Annotated in this window: 16 protein-coding genes and 5 tRNA genes; 7 read left to right on the forward strand and 14 right to left on the reverse strand. The window is 70.4% G+C overall.

Features of this window, described 5'->3' with window-relative positions; genetic code table 11:
• Window positions 1-12 precede the first annotated feature (12 nt).
• Complete coding sequence (gene cofC / locus ACZ58V_RS00810; RefSeq protein ID WP_468194975.1) at window positions 13-651, forward strand: 2-phospho-L-lactate guanylyltransferase; 639 nt, start codon at window positions 13-15, stop codon at window positions 649-651.
• Window positions 652-660: 9 nt separating this feature from the next.
• On the forward strand, window positions 661-864 hold the full coding sequence (locus ACZ58V_RS00815) for a hypothetical protein (protein ID WP_184598572.1): 204 nt from the start codon (window positions 661-663) through the stop codon (window positions 862-864).
• Window positions 865-951: 87 nt separating this feature from the next.
• On the opposite strand, the gene ACZ58V_RS00820 is transcribed toward ACZ58V_RS00815, so the two are convergent.
• The 4 genes from ACZ58V_RS00820 to leuC all read right to left on the reverse strand — a co-directional run bounded on the left by ACZ58V_RS00820 (window position 952) and on the right by leuC (window position 4,271).
• Window positions 952-1,596: an HU family DNA-binding protein gene (locus tag ACZ58V_RS00820; RefSeq protein ID WP_189727937.1), complete on the reverse strand. Its 645-nt coding sequence runs from the start codon at window positions 1,594-1,596 to the stop codon at window positions 952-954.
• A gap of 136 nt (window positions 1,597-1,732) precedes the next feature.
• Complete coding sequence (locus ACZ58V_RS00825; RefSeq protein ID WP_359896460.1) at window positions 1,733-1,963, reverse strand: SCO5555 family protein; 231 nt, start codon at window positions 1,961-1,963, stop codon at window positions 1,733-1,735.
• A 277-nt stretch (window positions 1,964-2,240) separates the two neighbouring features.
• Window positions 2,241-2,834: a 3-isopropylmalate dehydratase small subunit gene (gene leuD / locus ACZ58V_RS00830; protein ID WP_189727933.1), complete on the reverse strand. Its 594-nt coding sequence runs from the start codon at window positions 2,832-2,834 to the stop codon at window positions 2,241-2,243.
• A 6-nt stretch (window positions 2,835-2,840) separates the two neighbouring features.
• Window positions 2,841-4,271 (reverse strand): 3-isopropylmalate dehydratase large subunit, encoded by a 1,431-nt coding sequence (gene leuC, locus ACZ58V_RS00835; RefSeq protein ID WP_468194970.1) that lies wholly within the window; start codon window positions 4,269-4,271, stop codon window positions 2,841-2,843.
• Between the two features lie 196 nt (window positions 4,272-4,467).
• Between leuC and ndgR the strand changes: the two genes are divergently transcribed.
• Window positions 4,468-5,184 carry an IclR family transcriptional regulator NdgR gene (gene ndgR, locus ACZ58V_RS00840; RefSeq protein ID WP_184598579.1) on the forward strand — a complete coding sequence of 239 codons (717 nt, stop codon included), beginning with the start codon at window positions 4,468-4,470 and terminating at the stop codon, window positions 5,182-5,184.
• 123 nt (window positions 5,185-5,307) lie between these two features.
• Here ndgR and ACZ58V_RS00845 read toward each other — a convergent pair.
• From ACZ58V_RS00845 to ACZ58V_RS00890, 10 genes are all read right to left on the reverse strand, one after another.
• Window positions 5,308-5,380: transfer RNA gene (locus ACZ58V_RS00845), tRNA-Glu, on the reverse strand.
• A 28-nt stretch (window positions 5,381-5,408) separates the two neighbouring features.
• Window positions 5,409-5,480: transfer RNA gene (locus ACZ58V_RS00850), tRNA-Gln, on the reverse strand.
• A 20-nt stretch (window positions 5,481-5,500) separates the two neighbouring features.
• Window positions 5,501-5,573, reverse strand: a tRNA-Glu gene (locus ACZ58V_RS00855).
• 41 nt (window positions 5,574-5,614) lie between these two features.
• Window positions 5,615-5,687 (reverse strand) — tRNA-Glu (locus ACZ58V_RS00860).
• Between the two features lie 21 nt (window positions 5,688-5,708).
• Window positions 5,709-5,780, reverse strand: a tRNA-Gln gene (locus ACZ58V_RS00865).
• A gap of 91 nt (window positions 5,781-5,871) precedes the next feature.
• Entirely contained in the window at window positions 5,872-6,603 is a 732-nt protein-coding gene (locus ACZ58V_RS00870; RefSeq protein ID WP_468194966.1) for an HAD family hydrolase, read from the reverse strand.
• A gap of 29 nt (window positions 6,604-6,632) precedes the next feature.
• Window positions 6,633-8,849 carry a FlgD immunoglobulin-like domain containing protein gene (locus ACZ58V_RS00875; protein WP_471287747.1) on the reverse strand — a complete coding sequence of 739 codons (2,217 nt, stop codon included), beginning with the start codon at window positions 8,847-8,849 and terminating at the stop codon, window positions 6,633-6,635.
• A 169-nt stretch (window positions 8,850-9,018) separates the two neighbouring features.
• The gene (gltX, locus tag ACZ58V_RS00880; RefSeq protein WP_468194961.1) at window positions 9,019-10,503 is read right to left on the reverse strand and encodes a glutamate--tRNA ligase; all 1,485 of its coding nucleotides are present in this window, start codon (window positions 10,501-10,503) and stop codon (window positions 9,019-9,021) included.
• A complete protein-coding gene (locus tag ACZ58V_RS00885) occupies window positions 10,496-11,272 on the reverse strand; it encodes a fumarylacetoacetate hydrolase family protein (protein WP_189727922.1) in 777 nt (258 codons plus the stop codon). The genes gltX and ACZ58V_RS00885 overlap by 8 nt, the downstream gene beginning before the upstream one ends.
• 172 nt (window positions 11,273-11,444) lie before the next feature.
• On the reverse strand, window positions 11,445-11,636 hold the full coding sequence (locus ACZ58V_RS00890; RefSeq protein ID WP_468195328.1) for a hypothetical protein: 192 nt from the start codon (window positions 11,634-11,636) through the stop codon (window positions 11,445-11,447).
• A gap of 600 nt (window positions 11,637-12,236) precedes the next feature.
• On the opposite strand from ACZ58V_RS00890, the gene ACZ58V_RS00895 reads away from it, so the two are divergent.
• The 4 genes from ACZ58V_RS00895 to ACZ58V_RS00910 all read left to right on the forward strand — a co-directional run bounded on the left by ACZ58V_RS00895 (window position 12,237) and on the right by ACZ58V_RS00910 (window position 17,610).
• On the forward strand, window positions 12,237-16,124 hold the full coding sequence (locus tag ACZ58V_RS00895; protein ID WP_468194959.1) for a sensor histidine kinase: 3,888 nt from the start codon (window positions 12,237-12,239) through the stop codon (window positions 16,122-16,124).
• A 9-nt stretch (window positions 16,125-16,133) separates the two neighbouring features.
• Window positions 16,134-16,547 (forward strand): roadblock/LC7 domain-containing protein, encoded by a 414-nt coding sequence (locus ACZ58V_RS00900; protein WP_030667329.1) that lies wholly within the window; start codon window positions 16,134-16,136, stop codon window positions 16,545-16,547.
• A gap of 111 nt (window positions 16,548-16,658) precedes the next feature.
• Entirely contained in the window at window positions 16,659-17,054 is a 396-nt protein-coding gene (locus tag ACZ58V_RS00905; protein WP_053668780.1) for a DUF742 domain-containing protein, read from the forward strand.
• A complete protein-coding gene (locus ACZ58V_RS00910; protein WP_104781463.1) occupies window positions 17,035-17,610 on the forward strand; it encodes a GTP-binding protein in 576 nt (191 codons plus the stop codon). Before ACZ58V_RS00905 ends, ACZ58V_RS00910 begins: the two co-directional genes overlap by 20 nt.
• Window positions 17,611-17,736 lie beyond the last annotated feature (126 nt).

Consider the following 17,736-nt stretch of genomic DNA (forward strand, 5'->3'; position numbering starts at 1 on the left):
GACGGAACACCTGTGCAGTGGACGTTGGTCGTACCCCTGAAACCCCTGGCCCAGGCCAAGAGCAGGCTTGCGGACACCGCGGACGACGGGGTGCGGCCGGGCCTGGCGCTCGCCTTCGCCCAGGACACCGTGGCGGCCGCGCTGGCCTGCCCCGCGGTACGGGATGTGGCAGTCGTCACGGACGACGCCCGGGCGGGCCGTGAGCTGGCCGTACTCGGCGCCGCGATCATCCCCGACGAGCCGGGCAGCGGCCTCAACGCCGCCCTCGCGCACGGGGCGGGGATCATAAGGTCCACTCGCCCCGGAAGTCCGGTGGCCGCGCTCAACGCCGATCTGCCGGCAATGCGCCCGCCGGAATTGACTCGGGTACTCGACGCGGCCGCTGAATTCCCGCGCGCATTTCTCCCGGACGCGGCCGCAATCGGTACGACCCTGTTGGCCGCCGCCCCGGGCCAGGAATTGCTCCCGGCCTTCGGCACCGATTCCCGGGCACGGCACCGCGCCTCCGGGGCCGTGGAACTGGGCCTTGCCGACGTGGATTCCGTACGCCAGGACGTGGACACCGGCGACGACCTGCGCAACGCGCTGGCCCTGGGGGTCGGCCCCCATACGGCCGCGGCCGCCGCGCGGTTGCTGATCCCCGGGCAGTAGGCTGCGGCCATGCAGGCGACCGCGTACACGTACGACCCCGAAAGCCGCAGCGGGCAAGTGCTCCTGGACGACGGCACCCCGGTGCCCTTCGACGCGCCGGCGTTCGACGCGGGGGGTCTGAGGCTGCTGCGCCCCGGGCAGCGCGTGCGCATCGAGGTGGAAGGCGCGAAGGACGACCTCAGGATCACTCTGGTGACGCTGCAGACCCTCTGACCTCTGCTTGAACGACCTCCGCTTGAACACGCCGCGGGCCGGACTCCATGCGGGAGTCCGGCCCGTCGCGTGAGTACCTCGGCGCCCCTACTTCTTGCGGGCGGTGGTCTTCTTGGCGGTGGTCTTGCGCGCCGTCGACTTCTTGGCGGGCGCCTTCTTGGCCGTGGCCTTCTTCGCCGGGGCCTTCTTGGCGGTGGTCTTCTTCGCGGCGGTGCTCTTGGCGGTCGCCGTGGTCTTCTTGGCGGGCGCCTTCTTCGCCGTCGTCTTCTTCGCGGCCGCCGTCTTCGTGGTCGCCTTCTTCGCCGTCGTCTTCTTGGCGGTGGCCTTCTTCGCGGCGGCCTTCTTCGCGGTCGTCGCCTTCTTCGCGGCGGCCTTCTTGACCGTCGCGCCGGCACCGCCGGTCAGGCTGCCCTTCGGCGCCTTCTTGACCGAGACCTCGCCACCACGCGGCAGCTTCTTCGAGCCGCTGACCAGGTCCTTGAAGCCCTGACCCGCGCGGAAGCGCGGAACGGAGGTCTTCTTGACCCGAACCCGCTCGCCCGTCTGGGGGTTACGGGCGTACCGGGCCGGACGGTCGACCTTCTCGAACGATCCGAAGCCGGTGACGGAAACCCGCTCACCCGAGACGACCGCGCGGACGATGGCGTCCAGTACGTGGTCGACAGCATCGGCGGCCTGCTGGCGGCCGCCCATCTTGTCGGCAATCGCTTCTACGAGCTGCGCCTTGTTCACGTCTTCCCCTTCGGAGACATCGCCAGAACGAAAGTGTTCAAGCTTTTTCGCACGTTAGGCAGATATATACCGCAAATCAAACACGAAACGGGCTTCTCACCCTTGTGCCGCAACGAACTCGGCGGTGTCGTCCGGTTCAGCGTTCCTCGCCGGGGAGTCGCCCCTCGTCGAGGTCCACGGTGAACCGTTCCAGCCGCCTTGCCGCGTCGGCGAGATCGTGCTTGGCCGCGGCCGTAATGACCAGCAGCTTCCGGGTCAGCGCCATCCGTACGCCCTCCGGGACTTGCAGTGCGCGCACCCTTTGGTGCGCTTCCTTGAGTTGGCCCGCGACTGCCGCATAGAGCTCGAGTTGGCCGTCGTGTTCCATGCACAGATTGTGCCATCTGGGGCGAGTTGTCGCCTGCGCAGGGGACAACTGCCGCCGCAAACGGCCTTCCGGGCACGCGCGGAAGTCGCGGCTGTACACCTCGCGTACCCCGGCAACCACCTGCTTAACGCGGGAAGTTGAGCGTCGCCCTCCGGCCGGACAGGGCCGTTCGGGTGCAGACACAGCTGTACCCCCGATCGGGCTGATCGGGGGTACAGAGGGGGTGTTGCGGTGGCCGAAAGTCGCCTTGTTCAGAGGCGGCGGATCGTGCTCCGGATCAGAGCTGGATCGTCTGCGGCTTGAACACGGGGCGCTTCGCCTCGTACGCGGCGATGTCCTCCTCGTTCCGGAGGGTGATCGAGATGTCGTCGAGGCCGTTCAGCAGCCGCCAGCGGGAGTTCTCGTCCAGCTCGAACGAGGCGGTGACGCCCTCGGCGCGCACCTCGCGGGCGACCAGGTCGACGGTGATCTCGGCCTGCGGGTCCTTCTCGGCGATCTCCATCAGCGAATCCACGATCTTCTGCTCCAGAACGACCGTGAGCAGGCCGTTCTTGAGCGAGTTGCCGCGGAAGATATCGGCGAAGCGGGAGGAGATCACGGCCTTGAAGCCGTAGTTCTGCAGCGCCCAGACGGCGTGCTCGCGGGAGGAGCCGGTACCGAAGTCGGGGCCGGCGACCAGAACGGTCGCGCCCTGCCGCTCGGGCTGGTTGAGCACGAACGACGCGTCCTTGCGCCAGGCCTCGAACAGCCCGTCCTCGAACCCGTCGCGCGTGACCTTCTTGAGCCAGTGGGCGGGGATGATCTGGTCGGTGTCGACGTTGCTGCGGCGCAGCGGGACGGCCCGGCCGGTGTGGGTGGTGAAGGCTTCCATGACTGATCAGACTCCAGCGGGCGTACGGGTGTCGGCGGCGGACAGGTCGGCCGGGGAGGCCAGGTGGCCCAGGACGGCGGTCGCGGCCGCGACCTGCGGCGACACCAGGTGCGTACGGCCGCCCTTGCCCTGCCGGCCCTCGAAGTTGCGGTTCGAGGTGGACGCGGAGCGCTCACCCGGGGCCAGCTGGTCGGGGTTCATGCCCAGACACATCGAGCAGCCCGCGTGCCGCCATTCGGCGCCGGCGTCCTTGAAGACGACGTCCAGACCCTCGGAAACGGCCTGCAGACCGACCCGCGCGGAGCCCGGGACGACCAGCATCCGTACGCCGTCGGCGACTTTGCGGTCCTTGACGATCTCGGCGGCGGCGCGCAGGTCCTCGATGCGGCCGTTGGTGCAGGAGCCTACGAAGACGGTGTCCACCTTGATGGAGCGCAGCGGCTGCCCCGCCTCCAACCCCATGTACTCCAGGGCCTTTTCGGCGGCGAAGCGCTCCGATGCGTCTTCGTACGAAGCAGGATCGGGGACGGACGCCGAAAGGGGTGCGCCCTGGCCGGGGTTGGTGCCCCAGGTGACGAACGGCGCCAGCTCGGTGGCGTCGATGACGACCTCGGCGTCGAACTCGGCGTCCTCGTCCGTCCTGAGCGTCTTCCAGTACTCGACGGCCGCGTCCCAGTCGGCGCCCTCGGGGGCGTGCGGGCGGCCCTGGAGGTAGGCGAAGGTGGTCTCGTCCGGGGCGATCATGCCCGCGCGGGCACCGGCCTCGATCGACATGTTGCAGATGGTCATGCGGGACTCCATCGAGAGCTTCTCGATGGCCTCGCCGCGGTACTCCAGGACGTAGCCCTGGCCGCCGCCGGTGCCGATCTTCGCGATGATCGCCAGGATCAGGTCCTTGGCGGTGACACCGTCGGGCAGTTCGCCGTTGACCGTGATCGCCATGGTCTTGGGGCGGGACATCGGCAGCGTCTGGGTGGCCAGTACGTGCTCCACCTGGGAGGTGCCGATGCCGAACGCCAGCGCCCCGAAGGCACCGTGCGTGGAGGTGTGCGAGTCGCCGCAGACTACGGTGGTGCCGGGCTGGGTCAGACCCAGCTGCGGACCGACGACGTGCACGACACCCTGCTCGACATCGCCCAGCGGGTGCAGGCGCACGCCGAACTCGGCGGCGTTCTTGCGCAGCGTCTCCAGCTGGACCCGGGAGACCGGGTCTGCGATGGGCTTGTCGATGTCGAGGGTGGGGGTGTTGTGGTCCTCGGTGGCGATGGTGAGGTCGAGGCGCCGCACCTTGCGGCCGCTCTTGCGAAGGCCGTCGAAGGCCTGCGGGCTGGTCACCTCGTGCAGCAGGTGCAGATCGATGAAGAGAAGGTCGGGCTCGCCCTCGGCGCGCCGGACGACATGGTCGTCCCAGACTTTCTCCGCGAGTGTCCTACCCATCGCTGTTCCCTCCGGCCGACGACGATCCGCCGGCCCAACTAGAGATCTTGAGGAGGCGGGCCCGCGCCCCTGGATTCCGCGCATCCGCCGCCAGGCCCGTACGTCACGGGCCGTTGTGACTTCGTGTCTTCCAGAGTGGCGGGTTCCACGGAAAATTGAACTTGCGTTTCACAGAGTGAGACGCGAGTATCGTTTCATGGACAACAGTAGCGGCGTCGGCGTTCTGGACAAGGCGGCCCTCGTCTTGAGCGCTCTGGAGTCCGGTCCGGCCACCCTCGCGGGCCTGGTCGGTGCCACCGGACTGGCACGACCCACGGCCCACCGCCTGGCCGTGGCCCTGGAACACCACCGCATGGTGGCGCGCGACATGCAGGGCCGTTTCATTCTCGGCCCCCGCCTGGCAGAACTCGCAGCGGCCGCGGGTGAGGACCGTCTCCTCGCCACCGCCGGCCCGGTGCTCACCCACGTCCGTGACATCACGGGCGAGAGCGCGCAGCTCTACCGCCGCCAAGGCGACATGCGCATCTGCGTCGCCGCGGCGGAGCGCCTGTCCGGACTTCGGGACACGGTCCCGGTCGGCTCGACGCTCACGATGAAGGCCGGCTCCTCGGCGCAGATCCTGCTGGCCTGGGAGGAGCCGGAGCGGCTGCACCGGGGCCTGCAAGGGGCCCGCTTCACGGCGACGGCCCTGTCGGGCGTACGGCGCCGGGGCTGGGCCCAGTCGATCGGCGAGCGCGAGCCGGGCGTCGCGTCCGTCTCCGCGCCGGTGCGAGGGCCGTCGAACCGTGTGGTGGCGGCCGTGTCGGTGTCCGGGCCGATCGAGCGGTTGACGCGGCACCCGGGGCGGATGCACGCCCAGGCTGTGATCGATGCGGCGGGGCGCCTCTCCGAGGCGCTGCGACGGACCGGCTGAACCGACTGATCGTCCTTGGGGAGAGCAGGCCTCAACGCCGCGGCAGGCTTTCCCCAGCGCAACCGCACCCCAGGTTGGACACGAAGAAGGCCCCCCACCGAAGTGGAGGGCCTTTCCCTTATGTACCCCCGACCGGATTCGAACCGGCGCTACCGCCTTGAGAGGGCGGCGTGCTAGGCCGCTACACAACGGGGGCGTGGAGCCTGCGTTTCCGCAGGTCCGAGCTGGTCTACCTGGACTCGAACCAAGACTAACTGAACCAGAATCAGCCGTGCTGCCAATTACACCATAGACCAATGTGGTTTAGACCAGTCAGTACCCCCGACCGGATTCGAACCGGCGCTACCGCCTTGAGAGGGCGGCGTGCTAGGCCGCTACACAACGGGGGCCCTAGCAGTTCCGAGATGATCGTCGATCCTTCGGAACCCTGTACCCCCGACCGGATTCGAACCGGCGCTACCGCCTTGAGAGGGCGGCGTGCTAGGCCGCTACACAACGGGGGCCTTGCAGATGAGCTCTGCGAGCTGGCCTACCTGGACTCGAACCAAGACTAACTGAACCAGAATCAGTCGTGCTGCCAATTACACCATAGGCCACTGGAACGCAAGCCCCCTAGGGGGTTCTTGTTCTAGTAGTGCGCCTGGGGCTCCTGCCTTCCGGCCCGCTCCCCGCGGCGCAGGAAGAACATTACCTGAAGGTGGACGGGGCTCCAAAACGACTATCCGGGCCGAGCAGTGAGGGCAGTTCGGCGAGGGAGGCGATGCGGTGCGGGCCGACGGGCGGCTCGATCGTGGCGTACAAGCCGCCGCGGTCGATCCACACCGACAGCAGCCCGGCGTCGGCGGCGCCCCGCCCGTCGATCTCCGGGTGGTCACCGACGTAGGCGACCTGGTGGGGCGGCAGATCGAGGGCCGCGCAGGCGGCGAGGAACGCGCCGGCCTCGGGCTTGGAGACACCTAGCTCGGCTGCGCACAGGATGCTCTCGAAGCGGTCGTGGACGCCGAGGACGCGCAGCTTGTGGTCCTGGACGTGGATGCTGGAGTTGGAGAGCACGGCGTGCCGGTGGCTGGCGGCGAGGGCGTCGAGGACGGGCAGGACGTCCGGGAAGAGGGTCCAGACCTCCTCGTAGTGGGCGCGGTACCGCCGGAACCACGCGTCGGCCTCGGCGTCGGTCAGGTCGCGGCCCAGGAACACCCGTACGCGGTCGCGCCGCTGGGCCTCGAAGGTGGCCTCCCCGGCCGCGAAGCGCGCCCATTGCAGGTCGGTGATCTCCCGCCAGCGGGCGAGGGCCTGGTCGACGGTGTCGTAGTCGTCGAGCAGGCCCTCGGTCGTCAGGTGGGCGCGCATGCCGAGGCGGTCGGCGGTGGTGTAGTCGAAGAGGGTGTCGTCGACGTCCCAGACCACGGCTTGGATGCTCATGGTCCGACCGTACCCACCGCGCCCCGCGCTCAGCCCAGGTTCATCGTGCCGGAGAGCGTGAGGTCCGGCCCCTGGTTGTCGCGGGGGTGGGCGGTGAGCCTCCAGGTGTAGCCGCCGGACGGGGCCCCCGCGCCGGTGCCGGTGGTGCCGTCCCAGGCGGGGCGTACGGCGGCTCCGGTGGAGGTGCCGGTCAGGGTGCGGACGACGGTGCCGGAGGCCGTGGTCAGGGTCAGGGTCCAGGTGGACGGCTTGTTCAGCTGCCAGACCGGCGACCAGGGGAACGATCTGCCGATCACGGACGGCGAGTAGACCTGGGCCTCCGTCTGCGCGAGCGGTGAGGTGGGGACGCCGCTGGGGACGATCGTCACCTCGCCGTACGTGCCGTTGAGGTAGGCGATGTGACCGCCGAAGCGGTCGACGGCCCAGCGGCCGTTGCTGCCGCCGGTGTTCTGGTCCGTGGCCGGCAGCTTGACCAGGGTGCGGGTGGTGGCCGTGCCGGTGTGGAAGTCGGTGAGCAGCAGGTCGTGGGTGGTGCGGTTCTCGCGGAGCAGGAAGCCGTCGGCGAGGCGGGCGGGGCCGATGTCGGCCGGGACCGTGATCCTGCGGTTCGTGGCCCGGTCGTAGACGCCCGCGGAGCTGCCGCAGGACCAGTACAGCCAGGTGTTGACGGCCTGGATGTCGGTGGGGGTGCACGGGGCGCCGGTGGCGAGGGTGGTGACCGTGCCGGTCTTGAGGTTGCGGCCGGTGGCCGAGCCCTGGGTACTGCCCGGTGCCCACAGGGTCTGCCCCCAGACGGCGGCTGCGGTGCGGTCGCGGGTGAGGGTGGTCTCGCCGCCGGTCGCGGCACGCGGGAAGTCGACGAGCCGCTGCTTGCCGGAGGCGCCGTTGTAGAGCACGTAGCGGCCGGTGCTGCCGGCCAGGCGGCCGCCGGAGTCGCCGTCCGTGGGGCCGTTGAGGATGGTGCTGGTGTCGAGGCCGACACTGAGGACGGATTCCTGGCCCGTGTCGCTGGTCCACAGGTAGGCGACCCGGCCGTCGCCCAGGGCCTCGTGCTGGGGGCAGGCGGCGTCGCCGGTGAGGCAGGTGGACGCGTCCAGGCCGGGGCTGCGGCGGGTCTGGGGCCCGGCGGGCCGGCCGGTGGCGTCCAGCTGGAAGCCGCTGTAGCGGAGCGAGCCGCCCGGCGTGGCGCCGTAGAGGAACAACTCGCCGCCGGCGACGGCCAGTCCCTGCACTCCGGTCGAGGCCGCGGGGACCCGGGCCACCTTGGTGGTGGTGAGGCCGCCGCTGTCGGTGAGGGTGATCCGGTGGATGTCCCAGTCGAGGCTGGAGGGGCCCGCGGTGGCCAGTGCTCCGCCGTCCGGGGTCGGGCCGATGCCGCCGAAGGACGAGGTGAGCACGGTGCTCGAGGCGCCCGTGACCAGGGAGCGGGCGGTCAGCGCGGCCTCGGTGCCGCCCAGGACGAAGGTCGGGTTGCCGAGGAGCAGTTGGTCGCCCACGACGGCTTCGAGCTGGGCGTCGGTCCTGGTGAGGGGTGTGGGCTGGGTGCCGGGTTCGGCGTCCACCCGGATCGCCTTCCAGTCGGCGACCAGCCAGCGGTCGTTGAAGGCGAGCTGCGGCGTCGCCTCGGCGCTGGTCACGTACGTGCGGTAGGTGCCGTCCGTGAGGTCGACCAGTCCCACGGCCGTCCTGCCGTCCAGCGCGGAGACGATCGCGAGACGGCCGACCGAGCCGCCGGTGCGGTAGAGGACGGGCCGGGCGCCCGTCGGGAAGCCGGTGACCGGGGTGTCCGTGGTGGTGCCGTCGGCGGCGGCGCGCAGGACGTGCGGGGCGCCGGTGCCGTCCATGGTCAGCACGCTCCAGCCCGCGGCGGCCCGGTAGGCGTGGCCGGAGGGGATCGTGACGGTGGCGGTGACGCCCGTGGAGCGGTGCTTCTGCGTGACCGTCTGGCCTGAGCGGGTGTTCACCACGTCGGTGCCGCTGGCCAGGTCGTCCGGGCCGGCGTGGGCGGGCGGGACCGCGTCGGGGTAGTCCACCGAGGTGACCGAGGTGGTTCCCTGCCGGTACTGGAAGCCGGAGGCGCCGGCCCACGGGTAGTCGACGGTCACGCGCTTCTCGGTGACGAGGCGCACGGTGCCCACCGGCGCTTCCGCGTCGGGTGCCGCCTGCGCGGGTGTGGTCAGCACGGTGCAGGACAGGGCCACCACCCCGCCGACGGCCGCGTGGACAAGTCTTCGTGAACGGCTCATGTTCTCTCCCCCGGTACCAGGGCGCACACGCACACCGTGTGCACAGGGGGCATCCAACGTCCCCGCAGGAGACAGGAGTTGGCCGGAAGGGTGAACTCCGGGTGACGGCTGGGCGGACACGACGAGGGCGGCGTCCGAAGCGGACGCCGCCCTCGTGGTGGGTGGTGCGTTACGCGGCCAGCTTCGCCAGCGCCGCGTCGATCCGGGCCAGGGTCTGCTCCTTGCCCAGGACCTCCAGGGACTCGAACAGCGGCAGGCCGACGGTGCGGCCGGTGACGGCGACACGGACGGGGGCCTGGGCCTTGCCGAGCTTGAGGCCGTGGGCCTCACCGGCGGCCAGGACGGCCTCCTTCAGCGACTCGGCGGAGGTCCAGTCGGCGGCCTCCAGCTTCTCGCGGGCGGTGCGCAGGAGGGCGTCCGAGCCTTCCTTCATGGCCTTGGTCCAGCTGGCCTCGTCCACCACCGGCTCCGGCAGGAACAGGAAGTCGACGTTGTCGGTGATCTCGGAGAGCACCTTGAGGCGGGTCTGCGCGTGCGGCGCGATGGCCTGCCACTTCGCCTCGTCGAAGGCCTCCGGGGCCCAGGGGGCGAACGGGGCCCGGAGCCACGGGGCGCAGCGCTCCGTGAAGTCCTTCACGTCCAGCAGGCGGATGTGATCGCTGTTGATGGCCTCGCACTTCTTCAGGTCGAAGCGGGCCGGGTTGGGGTTCACGTCGGAGATCTCGAACGCCGCGATCATCTCGTCGATCGAGAAGACGTCCTGGTCGGCCGAGAGGGACCAGCCGAGCAGGGAGAGGTAGTTGAGCAGGCCCTCGGGGAGGAAGCCGCGCTCCCGGTAGAGGTTGAGGGACGACTGCGGGTCGCGCTTGGAGAGCTTCTTGTTGCCCTCGCCCATGACGTAGGGCAGGTGGCCGAAGGACGGGATCTCCTTGGCGATGCCCAGCTCGGTCAGCGCCTTGTACAGGGCGATCTGGCGCGGCGTGGAGGAGAGCAGGTCCTCGCCGCGCAGGACGTGGGTGATCTCCATCAGGGCGTCGTCGACCGGGTTGACCAGCGTGTAGAGCGGGGCGCCGTTGGCGCGGACGATGCCGTAGTCCGGGACGTTCTCCGGGGTGAAGGTCAGCTCGCCGCGGACCAGGTCCGTGAAGGTGATGGTCTCGTCGGGCATCCGGAAGCGGACGATCGGTTCCCGGCCCTGGGCCTTGTACTCCTCGACCTGGGCGTCGGTCAGCTCGCGGCAGTGGCCGTCGTAGCCGGAGGGCTTGCCGGCGGCGCGGGCGGCCTCGCGGCGGGTGTCCAGCTCGTCCTGGGAGCAGTAGCAGCGGTAGGCGTGGCCGGCGTCGAGGAGCTTGGCCGCGACGTCCTTGTACAGGTCCATGCGCTGCGACTGGCGGTACGGCGCGTGCGGGCCGCCGACCTCGGGGCCCTCGTCCCAGTCGAAGCCCAGCCAGCGCATCGAGTCGAGCAGCTGGGTGTACGACTCCTCGGAGTCGCGGGCCGCGTCGGTGTCCTCGATGCGGAAGACCAGAGTGCCCTGGTGGTGCTTGGCGAACGCCCAGTTGAACAGGGCGGTGCGCACCAGGCCCACGTGCGGGTTACCGGTGGGCGACGGACAGAAACGGACGCGTACGGGAGTGCCGGGTGCGCTAGCCACGCTTGACAACCTTGTTGGTGAGAGTGCCGATGCCTTCGATGGTGACGGCGACCTCGTCGCCGACGTTCAGGGGGCCGACCCCAGCCGGGGTGCCCGTGAGGATCACGTCGCCGGGGAGCAGCGTCATGGCCTCGGAGATGTTGACGATCAGGTCCTCGATGGAGTGGATCATCTCGCTCGTACGGCCCAGCTGGCGCTGCTGGCCGTTGACCGTGAGCTGGATGGTGAGGTCGGCCGGGTCCAGGTCCGTCTCCACCCAGGGGCCGAGCGGGCAGGAGGAGTCGAAGCCCTTGGCACGGGCCCACTGCTTCTCGCGCCGCTGGACGTCGCGGGCGGTGATGTCGTTGGCGCAGGTGTAGCCGAAGATCACATCCCGGACGCGCTCGCGCGGGACCTCGCGGCACATCCGGCCGATGACCACGGCCAGCTCGGCCTCGTGGTGCACCTCCTCGGAGAAGGAGGGGTACTGGATGTCGTCGCCGGGGCCGATCACCGAGGTGGAGGGCTTGAAGAAGGCGAAGGGGGCGTCGGGGACCTCGTTGCCGAGTTCCCTGGCGTGCTCGGCGTAGTTGCGGCCGAAGGCCACGACCTTGTTGGGGAGCACCGGCGGCAGCAGCCTGACCTTGCTCACCGGCACCTTCGTACCGGAGAGTTCGAAGTCCGCGAACGGGATGCCCTTGATGATGTCCAGGACGAGCTCGTCCTGCTTTTCGCCCTCGATGGCGCCGAAGGCGACGTTCCCGTCGATGGAGAATCTGGCGATGCGCACGGGATGCTTGGCCCCTTGACTGAAGCGGCTGGAGTCTGACGCTCCAGGCTAACGCGGGCAGGTGTCCGCGCCGTGCTCATGATGAAGGGCGCCCCCGTCGTCGGAGGGCGCCCTCGATGTTCGTGTCCCGCCGCCTTGAGCAGTCGGCGGCCGGTGCGCGTACTACCTGGTGTCACACCGCGGCCGCGGCGGCCGCGACGGGGACCTCGGTGAGGATGGTGCGCTTGGGGTTGGCGGTCTGGGCGGGGAGTTCGGCGCGGTGCTCCGGCTGCTCCGGCGTCTGCAGTTCGTCGGCGTCGTCCAAGTGAGCCAGCGTCGTGCGTCGCGGGTTGGCGATCTTGTGGAACATCGTCGTCGTCTTCACTGTTTACTTGCACCCTGTCCTGTGACGGCGCCGGGCGGGTCCATGGACCTCGCGCCGGGCGCGGGTTGTCGGTTTTGCCATCTCTGTAAAGCGTCAGGCTAAACATGGGATTCCCGGCGCAATCGCGGAGGGACCATGATCAGCATGTGAGTTTTCTCACGAATCAGAGGGCGAATCGGTCAATCGGGACCCATGCCCCACCCCCACGAAACGGACATTGACCCACTGAAGCCATCATTCCGCTCCTGATCATGGCGACTGGGACACCCGTCACGGATGGGCGACTCGCGGGATTACGTCCGAAATGGACGAACTCACTTTCTACGTCCGGTGATCCGGCCCTCACGTGGTGTCACCTACGTCACGGCCTGGCCTACGGGCCTTGTTGGAGATCCTGTGCTGTGCTGGAATCTCTCGGACCGCCGCAGGATCGAGCCGGCGCACAGGGGGCGCACAGACGCGCCGAGTGGCGGCGAGAAGGGGGAACCAGCGCCGGTCACCCACGACCACCACGGGGCGTACTCAGGGCGTCCCCAGAACGCCGACACCGTGCCCCGCCGCTCACGCGACGGGGTGCCTGGTCCAGAGGTTGCGACGCTAGTGCAGGGACGTTTCAAGAGGGATGGCAGCGCTTCGGCGGAGCCGGAGCCGCACGGCGGGACTGGCCCCATGAAGGGTGGCCCCGCGCCCCAGCACGCCCAGAACCCGGGCTCGGCCGGCGACGGCGGCGAGCGCTCCGGGCGGTCCGGTACATCGGCCCCCTCGGGGGCCGCGAGCCCGTCCCCGGCGCTGAAGCCGCCGACGGGACCCACCGGCCCCGGCCCGCGAATAGCCCTGCGCAACTGGCGCATCTCCACCCGGCTGGTCTCGCTGCTCGCCCTCCCGGTGGTCGCGGCCACCTCGCTGGGCGCGCTGCGTATCAACCAGTCCATGGACGACATCCAGCAGCTCGACAACATGAAGCTGCTGACGGACATGACCAAGCAGGCCACCGAGCTGTCGGCCGCGCTCCAGGAGGAGCGCGACCAGTCGGCCGGCCCGCTCGCGCACGGCGGCAAGGCGACCGACTTCACGGTCAAGGGTCTGCGTGAGAAGACCGACCGGGCGATGAAGAACTTCCTCGACAGTTCCGAGGAGATCGACAGCGCCAGCAAGGAAGGCAACCTCAAGGGCGTCCGCGAGTACCTCATCCAGCTCGCCGGCGAGCTGGGCGACCTGGCGCAGATCCGCAAGAGCGCCTACGCCTCCGAGGGCAACTCCACGCAGACGATCGAGGCGTACCACCGTCTGATCGAGAACCTGGTCGACCTCTCCCAGGACATGGCCGAGGCGACCAGCAACCCGGACATGATCCAGCGCACCCGCGCCCTGGCGGCCTTCTCCTCCGCCAAGGAGTACTCCTCGATCCAGCGCGCGGCCCTCGCGGCGGCGCTGCCCGCGAGCAACACCACGACCGGCAAGCTCTCGCCGAACGACCGGCTCTACGCCGAGTCGTCCCTGGAGAGCCAGAAGTCCGAGATCCGCAGCTTCAAGAGCATCTACGGCGAGGACGCCGCCGCCGAGCTGCTGCAGCCGATCGAGGACGGCGGCAACTCGACGATCAAGGCAACCGACACCTACGCGGGCCGTGCCCTGGTCTCCGCGAGCGGTCTCGCCCAGCAGGACAAGCGGTCCTACCGCGACTGGCTGGACGACAGCTCGACCAAGATCCAGCAGATGAAGAACATCGAGCACACGCTGCTCGAGGAGATGGAACAGAAGGCCCGCGAGCTGCGCAGCGCCACCGAGCGCGACGCGATCATCTCCGGTGCGCTGATCCTGATCGTGCTCGGTGTGTCACTGGTCGGCGCCTTCGTCGTGGCCCGCTCCATGATCCGCTCGCTGCGCCGCCTGGAGGAGACCGCGACCAAGGTCGCCTCCGACCGGCTGCCCGAGCTGGTCAAGCAGCTGTCCGAGTCCGACCCGCAGGACGTCGACACGTCCGTGGAGTCGGTCGGCGTGCACTCCCGGGACGAGATCGGCCGGGTGGCCGCGGCCTTCGACGACGTGCACCGCGAGGCGGTCCGCCTCGCCGCCGAGCAGGCCCTGCTGCGGGGCAACGTCAACGCGATGTTCACCAACCTCTCGCGCCGCTCCCAGGGCCTCATCCAGCGTCAGCTGTCGCTCATCTCCGAACTGGAGTCCCGCGAGGCCGACCCGGACCAGCTGTCCTCCCTCTTCAAGCTCGACCACCTCGCCACCCGCATGCGCCGTAACGGTGAGAACCTCCTCGTCCTCGCCGGTGAGGAGCCCGGCCGCCGCTGGACCCGCCCGGTCCCGCTGGTCGACGTGCTCCGCGCCGCCGCCTCCGAGGTGGAGCAGTACGAGCGCATCGAGCTGGCCTCCGTACCGACCACCGAAGTGGCCGGCCGGGTCGTCAACGACCTCGTGCACCTGCTCGCCGAGCTGCTGGAGAACGCGACCTCGTTCTCCTCGCCGCAGACCAAGGTCAAGGTCACCGGTCACGCGCTGCCCGACGGCCGTGTGCTGATCGAGATCCACGACACCGGTATCGGTCTGTCGCCGGAGGACCTGGCCGCGATCAACGAGCGGCTCGCCTCTCCCCCGACGGTGGACGTCTCCGTCTCCCGCCGCATGGGTCTGTTCGTGGTCGGCCGTCTGTCCCAGCGACACGGCATCCGCATCCAGCTGCGCCCGTCCGACTCCGGTGGTACGACCGCGCTGGTCATGCTGCCCGTCGATGTCGCCCAGGGCGGCAGGAAGCCCCAGCCCAAGCAGCCCGGCCAGCCGCCGCTCGGCGGTGGCGGTCCGGCCGCCGCGCAGGCCGCCGCCGGTGTGGCCGCGGCCCGGCGTGGCGCCGGTGCCGGCCAGGGCGGCGGCGCGCTCGGGGCGGGTCCCTCCGGTGGCGGTGCCTTCGGCGCCGGCGCGTCCGGCGGGGGCCGGCTCGGTCCGGGCCAGAGCCCGCGGGCCGCGCTGCCCGGGCGGGACGCGGACGGTGGCCGTCCGGGAGCGCCGGGCGGAGCACGCGGACCTCAGGGTCCCGAGAAGTCCCCGTCCTTGTTCGACCAGGGTGCTCCCCCCGCGCCCCCGCAGGGCCGTCCGGCTCCGGCCGGTGCCGGGTACGGGCAGGCCCCGGGTGCCCCGCAGGGCCTGCAGGCCGCGGGCACGAACGGGCCGCAGGGCCAGGACGCCTTCGGCGGCGGCCGTGGCCAGCAGCGCCCGGGCGGCAACGCCGAGCAGGGCCAGGGCCATCGGCCGCAGCTGCCGCCGCGCGGCGGTCCGCGGGCCGAGCTGCCCGGTGGCGACCCGCAGCCGCGCGTGCCGAGCTGGAGCGACGAGAACGCCCAGCCGCCGGTGCCGCGTGCCTCGCTGGACGCCCCGCGTGGTCACGAGGACTCGGACGTCTCCCGTACGTCTCAGATGCCTCGGATCGACGACCGCCAGGGCCCGGGCGCGACGGCGGAGATCCCGGCCGTGCCGCGTGACGACGACCGGCAGGGCCCCGGCTCGCCGGCCGACTTCGGCATGGGCGGCCCCCAGCACTCGGACCAGTACGCCTCCGGCACGAACGGATCGCAGGACCCGGGTCAGTTCGTCCGCCCGGACGTCTTCGGCTCCCCGGCGGGCCGCCGCGACCCGTCCTCGACGACGGGCCAGTACCCGGCCCCGCAGGCCCCGCAGTCCTACGACGACGGCTCCACGGGCCAGTACCCCGCGCCGCGCCAGGACAACGGGTCGAACGGCCAGTACCCGGCACTCCGCCAGGACAACGGCAGCACCGGCCAATACCCGGCACCCCACCAGGACAACGGCAGCACCGGCCAGTACCCGGCGCCCCGCCAGGACAACGGCTCCGGCCGGCCCACCCTTCCGGGTCCGGCCACCCCGGCCGACCCCGGGGGCACGGGCCAGTACGAGCGGCCGCAGGTCAACGGCGGCCGGGGCGGGTCCGACTTCGGCGCACCGCGGCCGCCCGCCCCGCAGGCCCGGCCCGCCCGGCAGGAGCCCGAGGCCCTGCCGCCGGCGTCCGGTCCGGGCGACGGGCGTACGCCGCTGTACGACACACTCGAGACCAACTGGTTCCACGGCCAGAACGGCCAGCAGGAGCAGCAGTCCCAGCAGCCGCAGAACAACGGCTCGGCTCCGCAGCAACCGCAGGGACCCACCGGTCCGCAGCGGTCGTCCGCACCCGCCGGCTGGCGCAGCTCGCCGAACGACGATCTCGGCCGCCAGGCCGAGCGCGTCCGCCAGCCGGCCGCCGGCGGTGTCACCACCTCCGGCCTGCCTCGCCGGGTACCCCGCGCGAACCTCGTCGCGGGCACGGCGCAGCAACAACCGCAGCAGCAGAGCGGTCCGCAGATCTCCCGGGCGCCCGATGACGTCCGGGGCCGGCTGACCAATCTCCGTCGCGGTATCGCACAGGGTCGTCAGGCCGGGTCCACCCAGACCGGCAGCTTCCCTCGACCCTCTCACCAGCAGGAGCGTTAGTTGAGTCCGATGAGCCAGGCGGCACAGAACCTCAACTGGTTGATCACCAACTTCGTGGACAACACCCCCGGGGTGTCCCACACCGTCGTCGTGTCCGCCGACGGTCTCCTCCTGGCGATGTCGGAGGGCTTTCCGCGCGACCGCGCGGACCAGCTCGCGGCCGTCGCCTCGGGCCTGACGTCCCTGACGGCAGGCGCCTCCCGGATCTTCGAGGGCGGCGACGTCGCGCAGACGGTCGTGGAGATGGAGCGGGGGTTCCTGTTCCTGATGTCCGTCTCGGACGGCTCGTCGCTGGCCGTCCTGGCACACCCCGATTGCGACATCGGCCTCGTCGGCTACGAGATGGCGCTCCTGGTCGACCGCGCGGGCGCGGTCCTCACCCCCGACCTGCGAGCTGAGCTCCAAGGGAGTCTGCTCCACTGATCGGCCCCGGCACCACCCGTCTCACCACATCACCGTCCGGCCGCCACAGACCCCACACAGGCCCCGTCAGACGGCTCGACTGACCGACTTGCTGTCCCGCCCGGAGGACCCATGACCCCGCCCCCCGCCTCTCATGATCCGTACGCGGAGCCGTACGAGGATGAGGGCGACCAGCCGCTGGTACGGCCTTACGCCATGACCGGCGGCCGGACGCGGCCGCGCTACCAGCTGGCCATCGAGGCTCTGATCAGCACGACCGCGGACCCCGCGGCACTCATGGGGCTGCTGCCGGAACACCAGCGCATCTGCCACCTGTGCCGTGAGGTGAAGTCGGTCGCCGAGGTCTCGGCGCTGCTCAACATGCCGCTGGGTGTGGCCAGGATCCTCGTCGCGGACCTCGCGGAGGCCGGTCTCGTCGCGATCCACCAGCCGGGCGGCGACGACGCCACCGGTGCGCCGGACGTGACACTGCTCGAAAGGGTGCTCAGTGGACTTCGCAAGCTCTGACGCGGGTCGTTCCACCACGTCCGCGAAGATCGTGGTGGCGGGCGGCTTCGGCGTGGGCAAGACCACGTTCGTCGGTGCCGTCTCGGAGATCAACCCGCTGCGCACGGAGGCCGTGATGACCTCCGCCAGCGCGGGGATCGACGACCTGACCCACACCGGGGACAAGACCACCACCACGGTGGCCATGGACTTCGGCCGTATCACCCTGGACCAGGACCTGATCCTGTACCTGTTCGGTACGCCGGGCCAGGACCGCTTCTGGTTCATGTGGGACGACCTGGTGCGCGGCGCCATCGGCGCGGTAGTCCTGGTGGACACGCGCCGGCTGGCCGACTGCTTCCCGGCCGTCGACTACTTCGAGAACAGCGGCCTGCCCTTCGTCGTCGCGCTGAACGGCTTCGACGGCCAGCAGCCCTACCAGCCCGAGGAGGTGCGCGAGGCGCTGCAGATCGGGCCGGACACCCCGATCATCACGACAGACGCCCGCCACCGGGCCGATGCGAAGAGTGCCCTGATCACGCTGGTCGAGCACGCTTTGATGGCACGGCTGAGGTAGCACCCAATTCGAGAGCGCCATACGGCAGTTGTCGTAGATGCACCGGAGCCGACTGTGTCCTTTGACACGGTCGGCCAAGGTGTTCATAACGTTTCGGCAGAGGAATCGGGTGGTACGGCCACGCGT

Source organism: Streptomyces sp. NPDC040589 (genome assembly GCF_055594445.1).